This window comes from Pseudomonas sp. ASL4 (genome assembly GCF_056680395.1).
On record NZ_CM155280.1, the window covers coordinates 3,242,713 to 3,257,172 of the forward strand.

General features: G+C 59.1%; 14 protein-coding genes and 2 pseudogenes. 7 read left to right on the top strand and 9 right to left on the bottom strand.

What is annotated here, in order from left to right:
• Positions 1-11: 11 nt before the first annotated feature.
• Positions 12-1,337 carry an MFS transporter gene (locus AC1MEW_RS14525; RefSeq protein WP_416195351.1) on the bottom strand — a complete coding sequence of 442 codons (1,326 nt, stop codon included), beginning with the start codon at positions 1,335-1,337 and terminating at the stop codon, positions 12-14.
• 301 nt (positions 1,338-1,638) lie between these two features.
• Here AC1MEW_RS14525 and AC1MEW_RS14530 point away from each other — a divergent pair, with 301 nt between their 5' ends.
• Complete coding sequence (locus tag AC1MEW_RS14530; RefSeq protein WP_201255447.1) at positions 1,639-2,355, top strand: FadR/GntR family transcriptional regulator; 717 nt, start codon at positions 1,639-1,641, stop codon at positions 2,353-2,355.
• 136 nt (positions 2,356-2,491) lie between these two features.
• On the opposite strand, the pseudogene AC1MEW_RS14535 reads toward AC1MEW_RS14530, so the two are convergent.
• Positions 2,492-3,055: pseudogene (locus tag AC1MEW_RS14535) on the bottom strand (DMT family transporter); the annotation flags it as partial.
• Here AC1MEW_RS14535 and AC1MEW_RS14540 point away from each other — a divergent pair.
• Positions 3,034-3,669 (top strand): annotated as a pseudogene (locus AC1MEW_RS14540) (LysR substrate-binding domain-containing protein); the annotation flags it as partial. The pseudogenes AC1MEW_RS14535 and AC1MEW_RS14540 overlap by 22 nt on opposite strands.
• Before the next feature lie 176 nt (positions 3,670-3,845).
• Here AC1MEW_RS14540 and trhP read toward each other — a convergent pair.
• Positions 3,846-5,183 (bottom strand): prephenate-dependent tRNA uridine(34) hydroxylase TrhP, encoded by a 1,338-nt coding sequence (gene trhP, locus AC1MEW_RS14545; protein ID WP_322269117.1) that lies wholly within the window; start codon positions 5,181-5,183, stop codon positions 3,846-3,848.
• Positions 5,184-5,343: 160 nt separating this feature from the next.
• Between trhP and AC1MEW_RS14550 the strand changes: the two genes are divergently transcribed.
• Positions 5,344-6,405 (top strand): AI-2E family transporter, encoded by a 1,062-nt coding sequence (locus AC1MEW_RS14550; protein WP_201204753.1) that lies wholly within the window; start codon positions 5,344-5,346, stop codon positions 6,403-6,405.
• On the opposite strand, the gene AC1MEW_RS14555 is transcribed toward AC1MEW_RS14550, so the two are convergent.
• From AC1MEW_RS14555 to AC1MEW_RS14565, 3 genes are all read right to left on the bottom strand, one after another.
• Entirely contained in the window at positions 6,402-6,584 is a 183-nt protein-coding gene (locus tag AC1MEW_RS14555) for a hypothetical protein (protein WP_201204751.1), read from the bottom strand. The two genes, AC1MEW_RS14550 and AC1MEW_RS14555, sit on opposite strands and share 4 nt — an antisense overlap.
• Before the next feature lie 100 nt (positions 6,585-6,684).
• Positions 6,685-6,879, bottom strand: coding sequence for a hypothetical protein (locus AC1MEW_RS14560; RefSeq protein ID WP_123409983.1), 195 nt, complete (start codon positions 6,877-6,879; stop codon positions 6,685-6,687).
• 248 nt (positions 6,880-7,127) lie between these two features.
• The gene (locus AC1MEW_RS14565) at positions 7,128-7,463 is read right to left on the bottom strand and encodes a hypothetical protein (protein WP_201255449.1); all 336 of its coding nucleotides are present in this window, start codon (positions 7,461-7,463) and stop codon (positions 7,128-7,130) included.
• A 247-nt stretch (positions 7,464-7,710) separates the two neighbouring features.
• On the opposite strand from AC1MEW_RS14565, the gene AC1MEW_RS14570 reads away from it, so the two are divergent.
• Together AC1MEW_RS14570 and AC1MEW_RS14575 are read left to right on the top strand one after the other, a co-directional pair.
• The gene (locus AC1MEW_RS14570; protein ID WP_201255450.1) at positions 7,711-8,529 is read left to right on the top strand and encodes a shikimate 5-dehydrogenase; all 819 of its coding nucleotides are present in this window, start codon (positions 7,711-7,713) and stop codon (positions 8,527-8,529) included.
• Positions 8,530-8,695: 166 nt separating this feature from the next.
• Positions 8,696-9,214, top strand: coding sequence for a cupin domain-containing protein (locus tag AC1MEW_RS14575; RefSeq protein ID WP_201255451.1), 519 nt, complete (start codon positions 8,696-8,698; stop codon positions 9,212-9,214).
• A 131-nt stretch (positions 9,215-9,345) separates the two neighbouring features.
• Here AC1MEW_RS14575 and AC1MEW_RS14580 read toward each other — a convergent pair whose 3' ends face one another.
• A complete protein-coding gene (locus AC1MEW_RS14580) occupies positions 9,346-9,993 on the bottom strand; it encodes a YceH family protein (protein ID WP_201204742.1) in 648 nt (215 codons plus the stop codon).
• A 139-nt stretch (positions 9,994-10,132) separates the two neighbouring features.
• Between AC1MEW_RS14580 and AC1MEW_RS14585 the strand changes: the two genes are divergently transcribed.
• Positions 10,133-10,642, top strand: a complete 510-nt coding sequence (locus AC1MEW_RS14585) for a DUF1993 domain-containing protein (protein ID WP_201197038.1) — start codon at positions 10,133-10,135, stop codon at positions 10,640-10,642.
• Positions 10,643-10,785: 143 nt separating this feature from the next.
• Here AC1MEW_RS14585 and sstT read toward each other — a convergent pair whose 3' ends face one another.
• Entirely contained in the window at positions 10,786-12,018 is a 1,233-nt protein-coding gene (gene sstT / locus AC1MEW_RS14590; protein WP_201255452.1) for a serine/threonine transporter SstT, read from the bottom strand.
• Between the two features lie 336 nt (positions 12,019-12,354).
• Here sstT and AC1MEW_RS14595 point away from each other — a divergent pair, with 336 nt between their 5' ends.
• Positions 12,355-13,515: an MFS transporter gene (locus AC1MEW_RS14595; RefSeq protein ID WP_201255453.1), complete on the top strand. Its 1,161-nt coding sequence runs from the start codon at positions 12,355-12,357 to the stop codon at positions 13,513-13,515.
• Here the strand turns inward: AC1MEW_RS14595 and nhaR are convergent.
• The gene (nhaR, locus tag AC1MEW_RS14600; protein WP_201255454.1) at positions 13,502-14,401 is read right to left on the bottom strand and encodes a transcriptional activator NhaR; all 900 of its coding nucleotides are present in this window, start codon (positions 14,399-14,401) and stop codon (positions 13,502-13,504) included. The two genes, AC1MEW_RS14595 and nhaR, sit on opposite strands and share 14 nt — an antisense overlap.
• Positions 14,402-14,460 lie beyond the last annotated feature (59 nt).

Sequence of the window (14,460 nt, forward strand, 5' to 3'; positions counted from 1 at the left end):
AAAACTGAGGTTCAGGCGTGGCTGGAAGCGGGTTTGCCGGGGGCAGCGGCGGGTGCGGTTTTCGGTGTGTTGCGGGCGGCGAAGACAATGATTGCGGCGATGATCGAAGTCGCCGCCAAACCGTAGAGCCCGCCCTGAATCGAACCGGTGTGTTCTTCCAACAGACCGAACGTGGTCGGCGCGACGAAGCCGCCAAGGTTGCCCACCGAGTTGATCAGCGCGATCACGCCGGCAGCGATCCGCGCATCCAGGTACGCCTGGGGAATCGGCCAGAACAGCGACGACGCCGATTTGAAACCCAGCGCCGCGAAGCAGATCGCCACAAAGGCAAAGATCGGTCCGCCGGTGGTGGACATGAACATCCCGGCCGCAGCAATCAGCAGCGCAGCGGCGACCCAGGCTTGCTGGTGTTTCCATTTGGCCGAAAACGCGGCGAAGGCGTACATGCCGACAATCGACAGCAACCACGGGATCGAATTGAACAACCCGACCTGGATGTCGCTGAGGTCGCCCATCTTCTTGATGATGCTCGGCAGCCAGAAGGTCGCGGCATAAATGGTCAACTGAATGAAGAAGTAGATCAGGCAGAAGAGGATGATCTGACGGTCCTTGAGCAGTTTGCCCAGGGACGGTTTGATCGGCGTCGCGGCTTCGCGAGCGAGTTGTTCGTCGTCGATTGCCTTGACCAGCGCGTCCTGTTCGTCGCGGCTCAGCCATTTGGCGTCGTGGGGTTTGGAGTCAAGCCAGAACCAGACGAACACGCACAGCCCAACCGAGAACATGCCTTCAATGAAGTACATCCACTGCCAACCGTGCAGGCCGAAACCATTGAGTTGCAGCAACATCCCGGACAGCGGGCCGGAGATCAGCGACGCAACCGCCGAGCCGCTAAGGAAGATCGCAATCGCCTTACCGCGTTCAAGCCCAGGCAACCAGCGGGTGAAGTAATAAATCACCCCGGGAAAGAACCCGGCTTCGGCAACACCGAGCAGAAAACGCAGGATGTAGAAGTGGGTTTCGTTCTGGATGAACGCCATGCCGGCGGCAACCAGGCCCCAGGTCAGCATGATCCGGGTCAGCCAGATGCGCGCGCCGACTTTTTGCAGAAGCATGTTGGAGGGGACTTCGAACAGCGCGTAACCAATGAAGAACAGGCCGGCACCGAGGCCGTAGGCGGCAGCGCCGATGCCCAGATCCTGCTCCATGTGGGCGCGGACGAAGCCAATGTTTACGCGGTCAATGTAGTTGACGATAAACATGATCACGAACAGCGGCAGGACGTGGCGTTTGACTTTCGAGATGGCGGATTTCAGGACTGAATCGGCGCCGTCGTTTATCGCGGATGCGGATGTACTCACTTGCTTTTCTCCCACTGATTATTTTTATGCGGGGTATTGCTGGGCGTTTCGTGTTGATAGACATCATACAACTAGGTTTTTTGATCCCGCAAGCGCTGATATCCAACGAAATGGCGCTTTATAGGCAATTTGTTATTCTTTTAGATGTTTGTTCTGGCTGTTTCGAGGGGTTGAAGCGCTGATTGTTGAGTGTTGTCATACAAGTTGAGTGTTGTTTTCATGAGATTCCGGGCGAGCCCGGTGCTACGATCCGGATAGCCCCGCTTTTCGGATGATCGCCATGCAAGAAGACCTCGACGCACCTGCCCGCAAGCGCAGCCACAACCTGGCTCATGACCTGGTGGCCAAGCTGACCCAAAGCATCCTGCTCGGCCAGATGCTGCCGGGAGACAAGCTGCCGTCGGAGAACACGATTGTTCAGGAGCACGGGGTCAGCCGCACGGTGGTGCGTGAGGCGATTTCGAAGCTGCAGGCATCGGGGTTGGTGGAGACCCGTCACGGCATCGGCACCTTCGTGATCGAGCGCGCAGCGGAGCAGGGGCTGCGACTGAACGTCGACACCGCGCTGGGGGTGCGCAGCATTCTGGAATTGCGCATGGGCCTGGAAACCCAGGCTGCCGCGCTAGCTGCGATTCGCCGTACCGATCAGCAATTGGCGCAGATGCGTGAAGCGTTGGATGACTATCAAAGCCTGCTCGCCAACAACGACAGTTGCGTTGAAGCCGACAAGCGCTTTCACCTGCTGATCGCCGAAGCGACCGGCAATGTGTGCTTCACCGAAATCATGCAGCAACTGGGCAGCGCGATGATTCCCCGGACGCGGGTCAACGCGACCGAGCGTGGTTCCACGGATTTGAGCAAGCTCGGGCAACTGGCCAATCAAGAACACGAAGCAATCCTCAACGCCATCAAACGCCAGGACCCGGACGCAGCGCGGGCGGCGATGTGGCTGCACCTGACCAACAGCCGCGACCGGTTTTCATCAGGGAACACCTGATCCCAACAACACCACAAGCCCCTTGTGGGAGCGGGCTTGCTCGCGAAAGCGGTGTATCAGGCAGCATGGATGTCGACTGACACGGCCTCTTCGCGAGCAAGCCCGCTCCCACAGGGGATCTCCAGTGTTCTCGCGGTCAATGTGGGAGCGAGCCTGCTCGCGATAGCGTCAGAAGCCCCACCACTCGCCGCTCCAGATTCAACGCCAACACACTGGTCAACACCACCAGCGCGCCGACGATAACTATCATCGCCGGCCGCTCACCCAGCGCAACCGAGGCAATCGCCATCGCTGTCGGCGGCACCAGGTACAACGTCATCGCCGTACGACTCAAATCCACATGGGCCAGCACAAACGCCCAAGCCAGGTACGCCAAGGCACTCGGAAACACGCCCAACCCAATCACCGCTATCTGCACTTTAACCGGCGCTCGCACTACCTGATCCGCCAGCCCTGGCAGATAAACCAACAACAACGCGGTCCCGCACCAGACCGTGTAGCAAGTCAGGGTCAAACCGTCATAACGCCCGGTGTGATGCTTCTGCAGCGCAAAGTAAAAACTCCACGACACCGCTGCCAGCAGGATCAGCAAGCCGTGGGCATCAATGCTGCCGAGGCCTTTATCGCCGGCCACCACAATCACCACGCCGATCAACCCCAGCAACACACAGCCCCAGCGCCAGCCGCTCACCCGATCCTCCATCCGCCGAGCCATCCGGGCCGCTGCGCATCGGCGCCATCGAATCTTCGGCCACCGGTCGCTTGCCACGTTTGCTGGCCAAATTCCATAAGCGTTATCCCGGCGTCGCCCTGGAGCTGACCACCGGAACCTGGAGCCAGTTGCTCGACGACACCGCCAATCACCGCCTCGACGGCGCCATCGTTGCAGTGGATGTCGAGCGCTCACAACTCAAGCGCACGCCGATGTACCGCGAAGAGCTGCTGCTGATTGCTTCAACGTCGCTGGGGCCGGTGCGCGACATCGCGGATTTGCAGGACAAAACCGTGTTTATGTGGCCGCAGGGCTGTCCGTATCGGGCGGCGCTGGAACATTGGTTGCTGCGCCAGGGGCAGGCGCTGCCGATTGTCAGCCTGGCCAGTTATGGTGCGATTGTCGGTTGCGTTAGTGCCGGGGCTGGCGTGGCGTTGGTGCCAAAAGGGGTGTTTGATCAGTACGCCAAAGGGGCGGGATGCGCGGGGTATGAATTCCCCGAACTGACGGCTGTCGAGAATTTGTTTTACTGGCATGAAAACGTCGGGGTTCATCCGGCGCGAGAGGCGTTTGTGGGGATGTTGCGCGAAGAGTTCGCGTGATCTTTTGTGGCATTACAAATGACCATTGTGGCGAGGGAGCTTGCTTCCGCTGGGTTGCGAAGCAGCCCCAAAACAGGCAACCGCGATTCGTCAGGCACACCCTGGATGCAGGTTTTACGACTGCTGCGCAGCCGGACGGGAGCAAGCTCCCTCGCCACAGATTTTGCGCTGATTTTTCAATTGCCGGTCACATCGCGCATCAACAACCCAAACCGCAAATCCACCGCATCCGGAATCGGCACATACACCGTGTGCCCATCCCCCGGCGCCACTTCAATCGGCTCGCCTTTGATGTTCTGCAACTGATGCAAATCAAAGTGGAAGTTGCCCTTGGGCGTCATCAGTTCCATATGATCGCCCAGGCCAAAGCGGTTCTTCACCTTCACTTCGGCCAGGCGATCGTGCCGTTCGCCGGTCAATTCCCCGACAAACTGCTGTCGCTCCGACACCGAGCTGCCGTTCTGGTAGTTCTGATACTCATCATGCACATGCCGACGCAGGAACCCTTCGGTGTAGCCGCGCTGGGCCAGGGACTCCAGATCAGTCATCAGATTGCGATTGAAGGCGCGACCGGCCACCGCATCATCAATGGCCTGGCGATACACCTGAGTGGTGCGGGCGCAATAGAAGTGGGATTTGGTCCGGCCTTCGATCTTCAGTGAATGCACGCCCATTTGCGTCAAACGCTCGACATGCTGCACGGCGCGCAGGTCTTTGGCGTTCATGATGTAGGTGCCGTGTTCGTCCTCGAAGGCTGGCATCAACTCGTCTGGACGATTGGCTTCTTGCAACAGGAACACCTGATCGGTCGGTGCGCCGATGCCTAAAGTCGGCTCAGGCTGGAACTGTTGAACAATCTCGCCGAGCTGATTCTCCGTGGCCGCCTGTGCCGAGTACTTCCAGCGGCAAGCGTTGGTGCAACTGCCCTGGTTGGCGTCGCGCTTGTTCATGTAGCCCGAGAGCAGGCAGCGTCCGGAATAGGCCATGCACAACGCGCCGTGAACGAACACTTCCAGTTCCATGGCCGGTACTTGCTGGCGAATTTCGGCGATTTCTTCCAGGGACAGTTCCCGCGACAGGATGATCCGGCTCAAGCCCTGTTGCTGCCAGAACTCGACGCTCGCCCAATTCACCGTGTTGGCCTGCACCGACAAATGGATTGGCATCTGCGGGAAGTGCCGGCGTACCAGCATGATCAGGCCCGGGTCGGACATGATCAGCGCGTCCGGCGCCATGGCAATCACCGGAGTCAGGTCTTTCAAGAACGTTTTGAGCTTGGCGTTGTGCGGCGCGATGTTGACCACCACGTAGAAGCGCTTGTTCTGGGCTTGCGCCTCTTTGATGCCGAGGGCCAGGTTGGCGTGGTCGAATTCGTTATTGCGCACCCGCAAGCTGTAGCGCGGCTGCCCGGCGTACACCGCATCGGCGCCGTAGGCGAAGGCATAACGCATGTTTTTCAGAGTGCCGGCGGGGGCGAGCAGCTCTGGGATTGAGAGTGGTGTGGCAAGGGGCATGGCGGTATCGATCGCAAAGCAGCCGAGGATAGAGGGCTTGCCCTCAGGGATCATTGATCTGGATCTATGCTTGATGAACAAACGGATGGCACTCATGCGAACCGTGGCGGACTAAGCATCAAGGAGCGCCTGCTCCGTTGCGGATTGACATGGATCGGACATGAAAGAAACCACGCTACAAAACAGGGCGCTGCTTGTGTTGCTGGTCGTCGTGACCCTGGCCTTTATCTGGATTCTGTTGCCGTTTTACGGTGCGGTGTTCTGGGCGGTCATCCTCGGCATCGTCTTCGCGCCGATGCAGCGGCGGCTGCAATTGAAGTTCGGCTGGCAGCGCAACCTGACGTCGCTGTGCACCCTGAGTATTTGTCTGGTGATCGCGATTTTGCCGGTGATCATCCTCAGTGTCCTGCTGGTTCAGGAAGGCGCGTCGCTGTACAACCGCATCGAAAGCGGCGAGCTGGACATCGCCGGGTATGTGTCGCAGTTCAAGCATGGCTTGCCGCCGTATTTCCAGCATTTGCTTGATCGGTCCGGCGTAGGTGAGTTGAAGGGGGTGCAGGACAAAATCGTCAAGGGCGCGATGCAAGGCAGTCAATTCTTTGCCACGCAGGTTTTCAGTGTTGGTCAGGGGACGTTCGAGTTCATCGTCAGCTTTTTCATCATGCTGTACCTGTTGTTCTTCTTTCTGCGGGACGGCGCCGAGCTGGCGCGCAAAGTCCGCACCGCCGTGCCGTTACAGGAACACCAGAAACGCCGTTTGCAGCTTAAATTCAATCGCGTGGTGCGGGCCACCGTCAAAGGCAATTTGTTGGTGGCGATCACGCAGGGTGCGTTGGGCGGCTTGATTTTCTGGTTTTTGGATATCCCCAGTGTGCTGCTCTGGGCGGTGTTGATGGCGTTTCTGTCGCTGTTGCCAGCGGTGGGGGCGGGGATTGTCTGGGCGCCGGTGGCGGTGTACTTCCTGCTCAGCGGGGCGATCTGGCAGGGCGTGGTGCTGGGGTTGTTCGGGGTATTTGTGATTGGCCTGGTGGACAATCTGCTGCGGCCGATCCTGGTGGGCAAAGACACCCGGATGCCCGACTACATGATCCTGATCTCGACCTTGGGCGGTATGGCCGTGTTCGGTCTGAACGGTTTTGTAATCGGGCCGTTGATCGCCGCGCTGTTTATGTCGAGCTGGGCGATCTATGTCGAAAGCAAGCCGCAGGTTCAGCTGCCTTAGGCGATGAGCCGGACGATGCCGATGCGTTGCGACAGGGCCTGGGCGGCGGGAAGCGAGGTGAGCGGACCGCTGATCGGTTCGCCGTCGCGCATCACATACCAACAGGCGAGCAGTCCTAGCTCTCTGAGCGATGCGGGAACGGCGCTGCCGATAACGGACATGATCTGAACCTGGGACATAAGTACCTCCATCGATCTATGGAGCCACCTTACGGACCGCGCGGTTCAACGGACAATCAACGTTCTTGATAGTGGTCATTGATGCCAGCGAGTGTGGCGGTCAATCGACTACCAGATCGAGCATATGAACCACTTCCTGCTCGTTGAGCAGGCCTTTGCGCACCAGGTTTTCGGCCAGCAGCGAGAGAAACTTGGCGCTGCGATGGCCTTCCAGGTGCTTGAGTTCGGTCAGTGCGTTGTACACCTTGCTGGAGGTACACAAGCCGACATTGCGGTGCGGGTTTTGCGTTGGCATGAGGTCGTCCTTGTTTTTATCAACCTGTTGTTTACGGACAGGCCCAAGCTTGCGGACCTGACATGACATAAATATGACCGTTTTCTTCAATGTGAAGGAAGGGCTTACGTCAATCATGCCGATTCTAGTCGCAAGCACTGTCCTGACAGCGACCTTGGTGACATTTATTCAGACTTCAGAAACAAAAACAGGCCCCGCCTTGCGGCGGTGCCTGTTCCAATTACAGCTGAACGCTACTCGTGTGGGCCTTAATAGCGAGGCTGAACGTAGTAGCCCTGTGGCTGGTAGTAAACCGGTGGCGGCGGTGCATAGACCGGCTGTGGCTGCACATAGACCGGCTGCGGTTGGACGTAGACCGGTTGCTGTACGTAAACCGTACGCGGACCCGAGTTGGCGTACACAGAACCCGCTACCACAGCGCCCAGGACTGCACCGACAGCGGCCGGTCCGACCCAGCCACCGTGACCGCCACCCCAGCAGCAGCCACCGTGACCACCGTGATAATAGTAACCACCGGCTTGCGCCTGTCCGGCGACAGCTAATGCACCGATCAGCAAAGCTAAGACAGGAAGTTTACGGATCATGATAATTCCTCGTTGTTCGACCCGGCGCTTGAATCTGCAAATAGACCCAAGGATTATCGCGGGGATACTTCTAAGACAGCGACTTTTTGAAAATCAGCACAGCCACTAGGTAAAGTTTGTGTAAGGCTCTGTACCGACGTCTTTACAGCCCCGCAATACCGGGGTGTAGACACCTCGCTATGATCGAACAGAACGGGTGCAATGGCTAATCCCGTCTATCTGAAAGTGCATTAAAAGGAGAAGTTTCATGCAGATGAACCCCAACAAAGACACCCAGCTGTGCATGTCTCTGTCAGCACGCCCCGGGAACTTTGGCCTGCGATTCCACAATCATCTGTACGAACAACTGGGGCTGAATTTTTACTACAAGGCCTTCAGCAGCCAGGACCTTAGCGGCGCTGTGGGTGGCATTCGTGCCTTGGGCATTCGCGGTTGCGGCGTGTCGATGCCGTTCAAGGAAGCCTGCATCGCGCTGGTCGATGAGCTGGACGCCTCGGCCGCGGCCATTCAATCGATCAACACCATCGTCAATACCGACGGCCACCTCAAGGCCTACAACACCGATTACATCGCCATCGCCCAGTTGCTGGAAACCCATCAAGTGCCCAAAGAGTCGACCTTTGCTCTGCGCGGCAGTGGCGGCATGGCGAAGGCTGTAGCCAGTGCCTTGCGTGATGGCGGTTACGAAAACGGCCTGATTGTCGCCCGAAACGAGCGCGCCGGGCGGGCAATGGCCGAATCCCTGGGCTATGAGTGGCAAGCCGAACTGGGGGCGCGGAGCCCGCAGATGCTGATCAACGTTACGCCGATCGGCATGACCGGCGGCTTGGATGCCGATCAACTGGCGTTTGACGCTGAAACCATCGCTTCTGCCGAGACTGTCTTCGATGTGGTGGCGATCCCCTCGGAAACACCGCTGATCGTGCGCGGTCGGGCTGAAGGCAAGCGGGTGATTACCGGGCTGGAAGTGATTGCGATCCAGGCGTTGGAGCAGTTTGTGCTTTATACCGGCGTGCGGCCGACGGATGAGCAGTTCAAGGCAGCGGTGGCGTTTGCCCGGAGCTGATAACGGCTAAAGATCAAAAGATCGCAGCCTTCGGCAGCTCCTACATGGATTGCGTACACCCTGTAGCTGCCGAAGGCTGCGATCTTTTTGCTTCTGGCCAGTTCTATACTGGCCCCCAGCAAACGAAGATTTGCCTCCTACAACAAATACAGTGACCGAGGTCTCCATGCATCCGCGTATTCTCAATCTGGATCAGGCCGAGCTTTTACCGTTGCCTGAGTCGCTGGCCCCGACCGGCGACACCGCCGGCCGCTATCAACAACGCACGGCCCGCATCGGCCAGCAACTGGGTGCGCAGAAGCTCGGTTATCGCTTGTATGCGCTGGAACCGGGGATGCGCGGCAGTCCGTTTCATAGTCATCGGGTCAACGAGGAGATGTTTTTCGTCGTGGCCGGGGAAGGGGAGGTTCGCCTCGGTGCCGAGCGCTTCCCGATTCGCGCCGGCGACGTGATCGCCTGCCCGCCGGGCGGTCCTGAGGCGGCGCATCAGATCATCAATAGCAGTAACGCGGAGCTGCGTTATTTGGCGGTCAGTACCCAGCAATCACCGGAAATCTGCGAATACCCGGATTCCGGCAAGTATGCGGTGATGGATGACTTCAAGGTTGATGCCCAAGGCAATGCCTCGGGGTTTGTCGCGGTCGCCCGGCCGGGTGATGGCGTGGATTACTGGGACGGCGAGTAACTACCAGCACCCCCGATCTCCTGTGGGAGCGAGCTTGCTCGCGATGACGGCGGCACATCCAGCATTGATTCACCTGAAAGACCGCTATCGCGAGCAAGCTCGCTCCCACATTTTTTGACGATGCGTGCCGGTTATTCGAGGCGCGCCAAGCGCTCTTCCAGCGCCGCTATCCGCGCTTCAAGCTCTTCGATCCGCTCAACCGACACGCCGCCACCCGCACCACGTTCCACTGGGTTCTGCCTTGCCGCGAGAATCACCTCAATATCCGCCGGGTCGCCCAGTGCATGCATATAACGGTCTTCACGCTGACCGGCCTGACGCGGAATCAGCAACGCCAGCCCCCGGGCAATCAGACGCTCGAGCTGATGCACCACCTGTTCCGCATCTTCGAATTCATGCATGCGACCGCTGCGGGTCAGCAGTTCATTGACCGTTTGCGGGCCGCGCAGAAACAACAGCCCGGTCAGAATCACCTGGGCTGGCACCAGTTCCAGCGCCTTGTCCACCTTGTGTTCCCAACGGTCGGCACGGCTGCCCATTACCAATTTGGTGAAGCCGCGGCCTTCCAGGGCGCGCAGGCTCTGGCCGACCTGGCCTTGGGTGAGGTTCATCACCGGTTCGCGGCTGGTTTTCTGGTTGCAGGCGATGACCAGGGCATTGAGGGTCAGCGGATAGGTTTCCGGGCTGGTGGCCTGCTTCTCGATCAACGAGCCCAGGATGCGGATTTCCGTGCTGTTGAGGCGCGGTTCGTCGAAGGTCGTTTCTTGCTCAGTGCTCATCGCGCTTTTCCCTTTGCTGTCAAAGCGTGCAGTCGAAGCCGCCTAGCGTAATCCTTGCTGGATAAAAGACAAGCCGCAGGGCGCTCGGGCATGGCTATAATCGGCGCATGTTTCAACCCCGCCACAACACGAGACTGCCATGACCATTTCCCTGTACGCCGCTTCCGTCCCGGTTTTCAAACAAATGCTCAACGCCCTGAGCGACGTTCTGAACAAGGCCGAAGCCCACGCTACCGCCAAGAACATCGACCCGAACGCTTTCCTGCAAGCCCGTCTGTATCCGGACATGTTCCCGCTGGTGCGTCAGGTGCAGATCGCCGTAGATTTCGCCAAGGGCGTTTCCGCGCGTCTGGCTGAAGTCGAGCTGCCGAAGTACGACGACACCGAAACAACCTTCGCCGAACTGCAAGCGCTGATCGCCAAGGTTCTGGCCTTCATCGGCGAGTTCAAGCCTGAGCAGATCGATGGCAAGGAAGGGATCGAGATCATCACCCGTCAAGGCACCCCGAAAGAGAAGCGCTTCACTGGCCAGGCTTACCTGCTGACCTACGGCCTGCCGCAGTTTTTCTTCCACGTCACCACCACCTACGCACTGCTGCGTCACAACGGTGTTGAAGTGGGCAAGCGTGATTACATGGGCGCGTTCTAAACCACCCGGCTACAAAAAAGCCCGCCAAGGTTTACGCCTTGGCGGGCTTTTTCATTTGATCTTCTGTAGGCGCCAGGCTTGCCGGCGAAGGCGATCTTGAGTACGCCTTCGCCGGCAAGCCTGGCTCCTACGGGGGCGTGGTGTCAGGCCAAACGCTGCGCTTTTTCGTCTTCACCCAAACACGCCGCGGCGGTGAACAACACATCGGTGGACGAATTCAACGCCGTCTCCGCCGAGTCCTGCAGCACGCCGATGATGAAACCCACGGCCACCACCTGCATGGCGATTTCACTCGGAATCCCAAACAGGCTGCACGCCAGCGGAATCAGCAACAACGAACCGCCCGCCACACCCGAGGCGCCACATGCGCAGATTGCCGCGACGACGCTGAGCAAAATAGCGGTCGGAATGTCCACGGCAATCCCCAGCGTATGCACGGCGGCCAGGGTCAGCACAGTAATGGTGATCGCCGCGCCCGCCATGTTGATGGTCGCGCCGAGCGGGATCGACACCGAGTAGGTGTCTTCGTGCAGGCCCAGGCGTTTGCTCAATTCCAGATTGACCGGAATGTTCGCCGCCGAACTGCGGGTGAAAAACGCGGTGATGCCGCTTTCCCGCAGGCACATCAGCACCAGCGGATACGGGTTGCGGCGCAGTTTCCAGAACACGATGATCGGGTTCATCACCAACGCCACAAACACCATGCAGCCCAGCAATACCGCCAGCAGGTGCACGTAGCCGATCAAGGCGCCGAAGCCCGAGGTGGCCAGGGTCGAAGCCACCAGCCCGAATATCCCCAGCGGCGCGAAACGGATTACCAGGCGCACGATCAAGGTCACGCCGTTGGATAAGTCGCCGAGTACCTCGCGGGTCGTGTCACCGGCATGGCGAATGGCAACACCCATGCCGATCGCCCACGCCAGAATGCCGATGAAGTTGGCATTCATCAGCGCGCTGACCGGGTTGTCGACCACGCTCAGCAGCAGACTTTGCAGGACTTCACTGATGCCGCCTGGTGCGGTCACCGCAACATCGTGCGTCGCCAGGACCAACGTCGACGGGAACAACGTGCTGGCGACGACCGCGACCACGGCAGCGGCGAAGGTGCCCAGCAAGTACAGAAACAGAATCGGCCGGATGTGGGTTTCCTGACCGTGCTTATGGTTGGCGATCGAGGCCATGACCAGCACGAACACCAGAATCGGCGCAACGGCTTTCAGGGCCGACACAAAGACTTTGCCAATGAACGCGGTGGACTTCGCCACTTCAGGGGCGAACAGGGCCAGGGCAATGCCTGCGATCAAACCGATGATGATCTGCGTGACCAGGCTGGTGCGTTTCAAACGGTGCAATAGGGAAGGGGATGAAGCGCTCATAACGGTATCTCTGATTTTTTTGGGTGCAGGGTTCCGTGGGTCATGCAGCAACAAGCCGGGCAGGCCACATGAAAAGAACCGAGGGGGTAACGCGACATCAATGCCAAAAAACTGGCCGATGAACAGGGTGTACGAATCGCAGGGCGCGGACTTTATCACAGGGTAGTCTTGATCCTTCAGACCTGTGACGATCTGCCGCCCGGTTGTTTAAGCGGATATGTCCGAGCTGAGCCACCGCTGTCGGAAACACTCTGATAAGATTCACCATCCTCATTTTCAAATCCGCCAGTGGGCCTTCAGGCTGTCGCTGGCGTCGTCGTTTTTCTGGAGTTCCACATGCTTCTGCCCATTCTTCTGTTGTCTGCCGCCGGTTTCACGGTGCTGACCACAGAGTTCATCATCGTCGGCCTGTTGCCGGCGCTCGCTCGGGACCTGGACGTCACGATTCCCCAGGCGGGATTGCTGGTGACCTTGTTCGCCTTCACCGTGGCCGCGTTTGGCCCGTTCCTGACTGCGTACTTCGCAAGGTTCGAGCGGCGCAAGCTGTTTATCTCGATTCTGATCATGTTCGGCGTGGCCAACACCGTTGCGGCATTAGCGCCGAATATCTGGGTGATGGCTTTCGCCCGGTTAATCCCGGCGTTGGGGTTGCCGGTGTTCTGGGCTTTGGCCAGTGAGACAGCGGTGGACATCTCCGGACCGGATCATGCCGGGCGGGCCATTTCCAAGATCGGTTTCGGGATTGTCTGCGCGATGGTGTTCGGTATTCCGGTGGGCACGCTGATTTCCGATGCATTCGGCTGGCGCAGCGCCTTCGGCATTTTGGCAGTGATCGCGTTTGCCAAAGCCTTGCTGCTGTATATCTACTTGCCGAGAACCATCCTGCATCAGAATCAGGTGAGCTTTCGTTCACAGTTCAAAATCCTGCGCAGCCCGTTGATGATCGGTCATGTGCTGCTGTCGATCCTGGTGTTTACCGGCATGTTCACTGCTTATACCTACCTGGCGGACATTCTTGAACGCCTGGCCGGTTTCAACGGCACGCTGGTGGGTTGGTGCCTGATGGGCTTCGGTGCGGTGGGGTTGATCGGCAACTGGTGGGGCGGCCGCGCGGTGGATCGTCATCCGCTGATCGCGTCGATGATGTTCTGCGCGTTCTTGATTGCCGGCCTGATTGCCTTGGTGCCGAACATTCAGTCGCCGCTCGGTCTGGCGGCGGCGATGGGCATTTGGGGGATCACTCAGGCTGCGCTGTTCCTGGTCAGCCATGTGCGTTTGATGAAGGCTGCGCCTGAGGCGCCGGCCTTTGCTGCGTCGCTGAACATTGCCGGGGCCAACCTGGGGATCGGTTTGGGCGCCATGGTTGGCGGCCGGGTGATCAACGCTGTTGGTCTGGGCGGTCTGGGTTTCGCGGCGGCCGCGTTTATCCTCGCTTCGATCCTGCTGGCCATGGCGCTGATGACCATGAAGCCTCGTGAGACTCTCACAGTTCAGTAAACAGCTCGCGTCGGGCACCTTCGGTAATCGCCACAATGCCGGGGTGCTTGACCTTGCGCTCCACCGAAATGGCGTAGAACGACTCGGTGACCGCGTCGGTCTGGCCGATCAACTCCACGCCGTATTGGCGTTTCACCTCGTCGGCAATCACGCTCGGGCCGATAAAAATCCCGCTGCCGGATTGGCCGAAGGCCTGCATCAGCGCGCTGTCGTCGAACTCCCCAACGATACGCGGTTGAATCTGCTGCTCGGCAAACCAACGTTGCAAACGACTGCGCACCACTGTTTCCGGCCCCGGGATCAGCAAGGGTGCGCCGTGCAGGCTACGGGGGAAGTCCTGACCGTACTGCGCCGCCAGTTCTGGAGTCCCGAAGAAGCTGATCCCGCATTCCCCGAGCTTCTGGCTGTAGCCCTTGATGTCCAGGTGCGAAGGCATCGGGCTGTCGGAGATCACCAGGTCCAGGCGCTGGATCGCCAGGTCGGCGAGCAAACGTTCCAGTTTGTCCTCGCGGCAAGTGATGCGCAGCGGCTCGCTCAACTCCATGGTTGGCGCGATCAGCCGATAGACGATGGATTTGGGCACCACGTCCGCCACGCCGACCCGAAACAGAATCTGTTGTTCATTGGGCTGGGCGCGGAGCATCAACTCCAACTCTCCACCGAGCTGGAACATCTGCTCGGCATACGGCAAGGTCTGGCGCCCGGCCTCGGTGAGTTCCAGATTGCGCCCGACCCGCCGAAACAATTCGATGCCGTAGGTTTGTTCGAGCAAGGAAATCTGCCCGCTGATGGTCTGCGGCGTCAGGTTTAGCTGCTCACAGGCGCGCACGATGCTGCCAGTCTTGGCCACCACCCAGAAGTAATGCAGCTGTCGATAATTCAGCATGTGCCAACATCCCCCCGTAGGAGCTGCCGAAGGCTGCGATCTTTGCTTTTAAAAGATCA

Coding starts and splice junctions, on each gene's coding strand:
- trhP (WP_322269117.1), bottom strand. CDS start 5,183: ATGCCCCTTGCCACACCACTCTCAATCCCAGAGCTGCTCGCCCCCGCC.
- sstT (WP_201255452.1), bottom strand. CDS start 12,018: ATGAGCGCTTCATCCCCTTCCCTATTGCACCGTTTGAAACGCACCAGC.
- AC1MEW_RS14580 (WP_201204742.1), bottom strand. CDS start 9,993: ATGAGCACTGAGCAAGAAACGACCTTCGACGAACCGCGCCTCAACAGC.
- AC1MEW_RS14575 (WP_201255451.1), top strand. CDS start 8,696: ATGCATCCGCGTATTCTCAATCTGGATCAGGCCGAGCTTTTACCGTTG.
- AC1MEW_RS14560 (WP_123409983.1), bottom strand. CDS start 6,879: ATGCCAACGCAAAACCCGCACCGCAATGTCGGCTTGTGTACCTCCAGC.
- AC1MEW_RS14595 (WP_201255453.1), top strand. CDS start 12,355: ATGCTTCTGCCCATTCTTCTGTTGTCTGCCGCCGGTTTCACGGTGCTG.
- AC1MEW_RS14570 (WP_201255450.1), top strand. CDS start 7,711: ATGCAGATGAACCCCAACAAAGACACCCAGCTGTGCATGTCTCTGTCA.
- AC1MEW_RS14565 (WP_201255449.1), bottom strand. CDS start 7,463: ATGATCCGTAAACTTCCTGTCTTAGCTTTGCTGATCGGTGCATTAGCT.
- AC1MEW_RS14585 (WP_201197038.1), top strand. CDS start 10,133: ATGACCATTTCCCTGTACGCCGCTTCCGTCCCGGTTTTCAAACAAATG.
- AC1MEW_RS14555 (WP_201204751.1), bottom strand. CDS start 6,584: ATGTCCCAGGTTCAGATCATGTCCGTTATCGGCAGCGCCGTTCCCGCA.
- AC1MEW_RS14530 (WP_201255447.1), top strand. CDS start 1,639: ATGCAAGAAGACCTCGACGCACCTGCCCGCAAGCGCAGCCACAACCTG.
- nhaR (WP_201255454.1), bottom strand. CDS start 14,401: ATGCTGAATTATCGACAGCTGCATTACTTCTGGGTGGTGGCCAAGACT.
- AC1MEW_RS14550 (WP_201204753.1), top strand. CDS start 5,344: ATGAAAGAAACCACGCTACAAAACAGGGCGCTGCTTGTGTTGCTGGTC.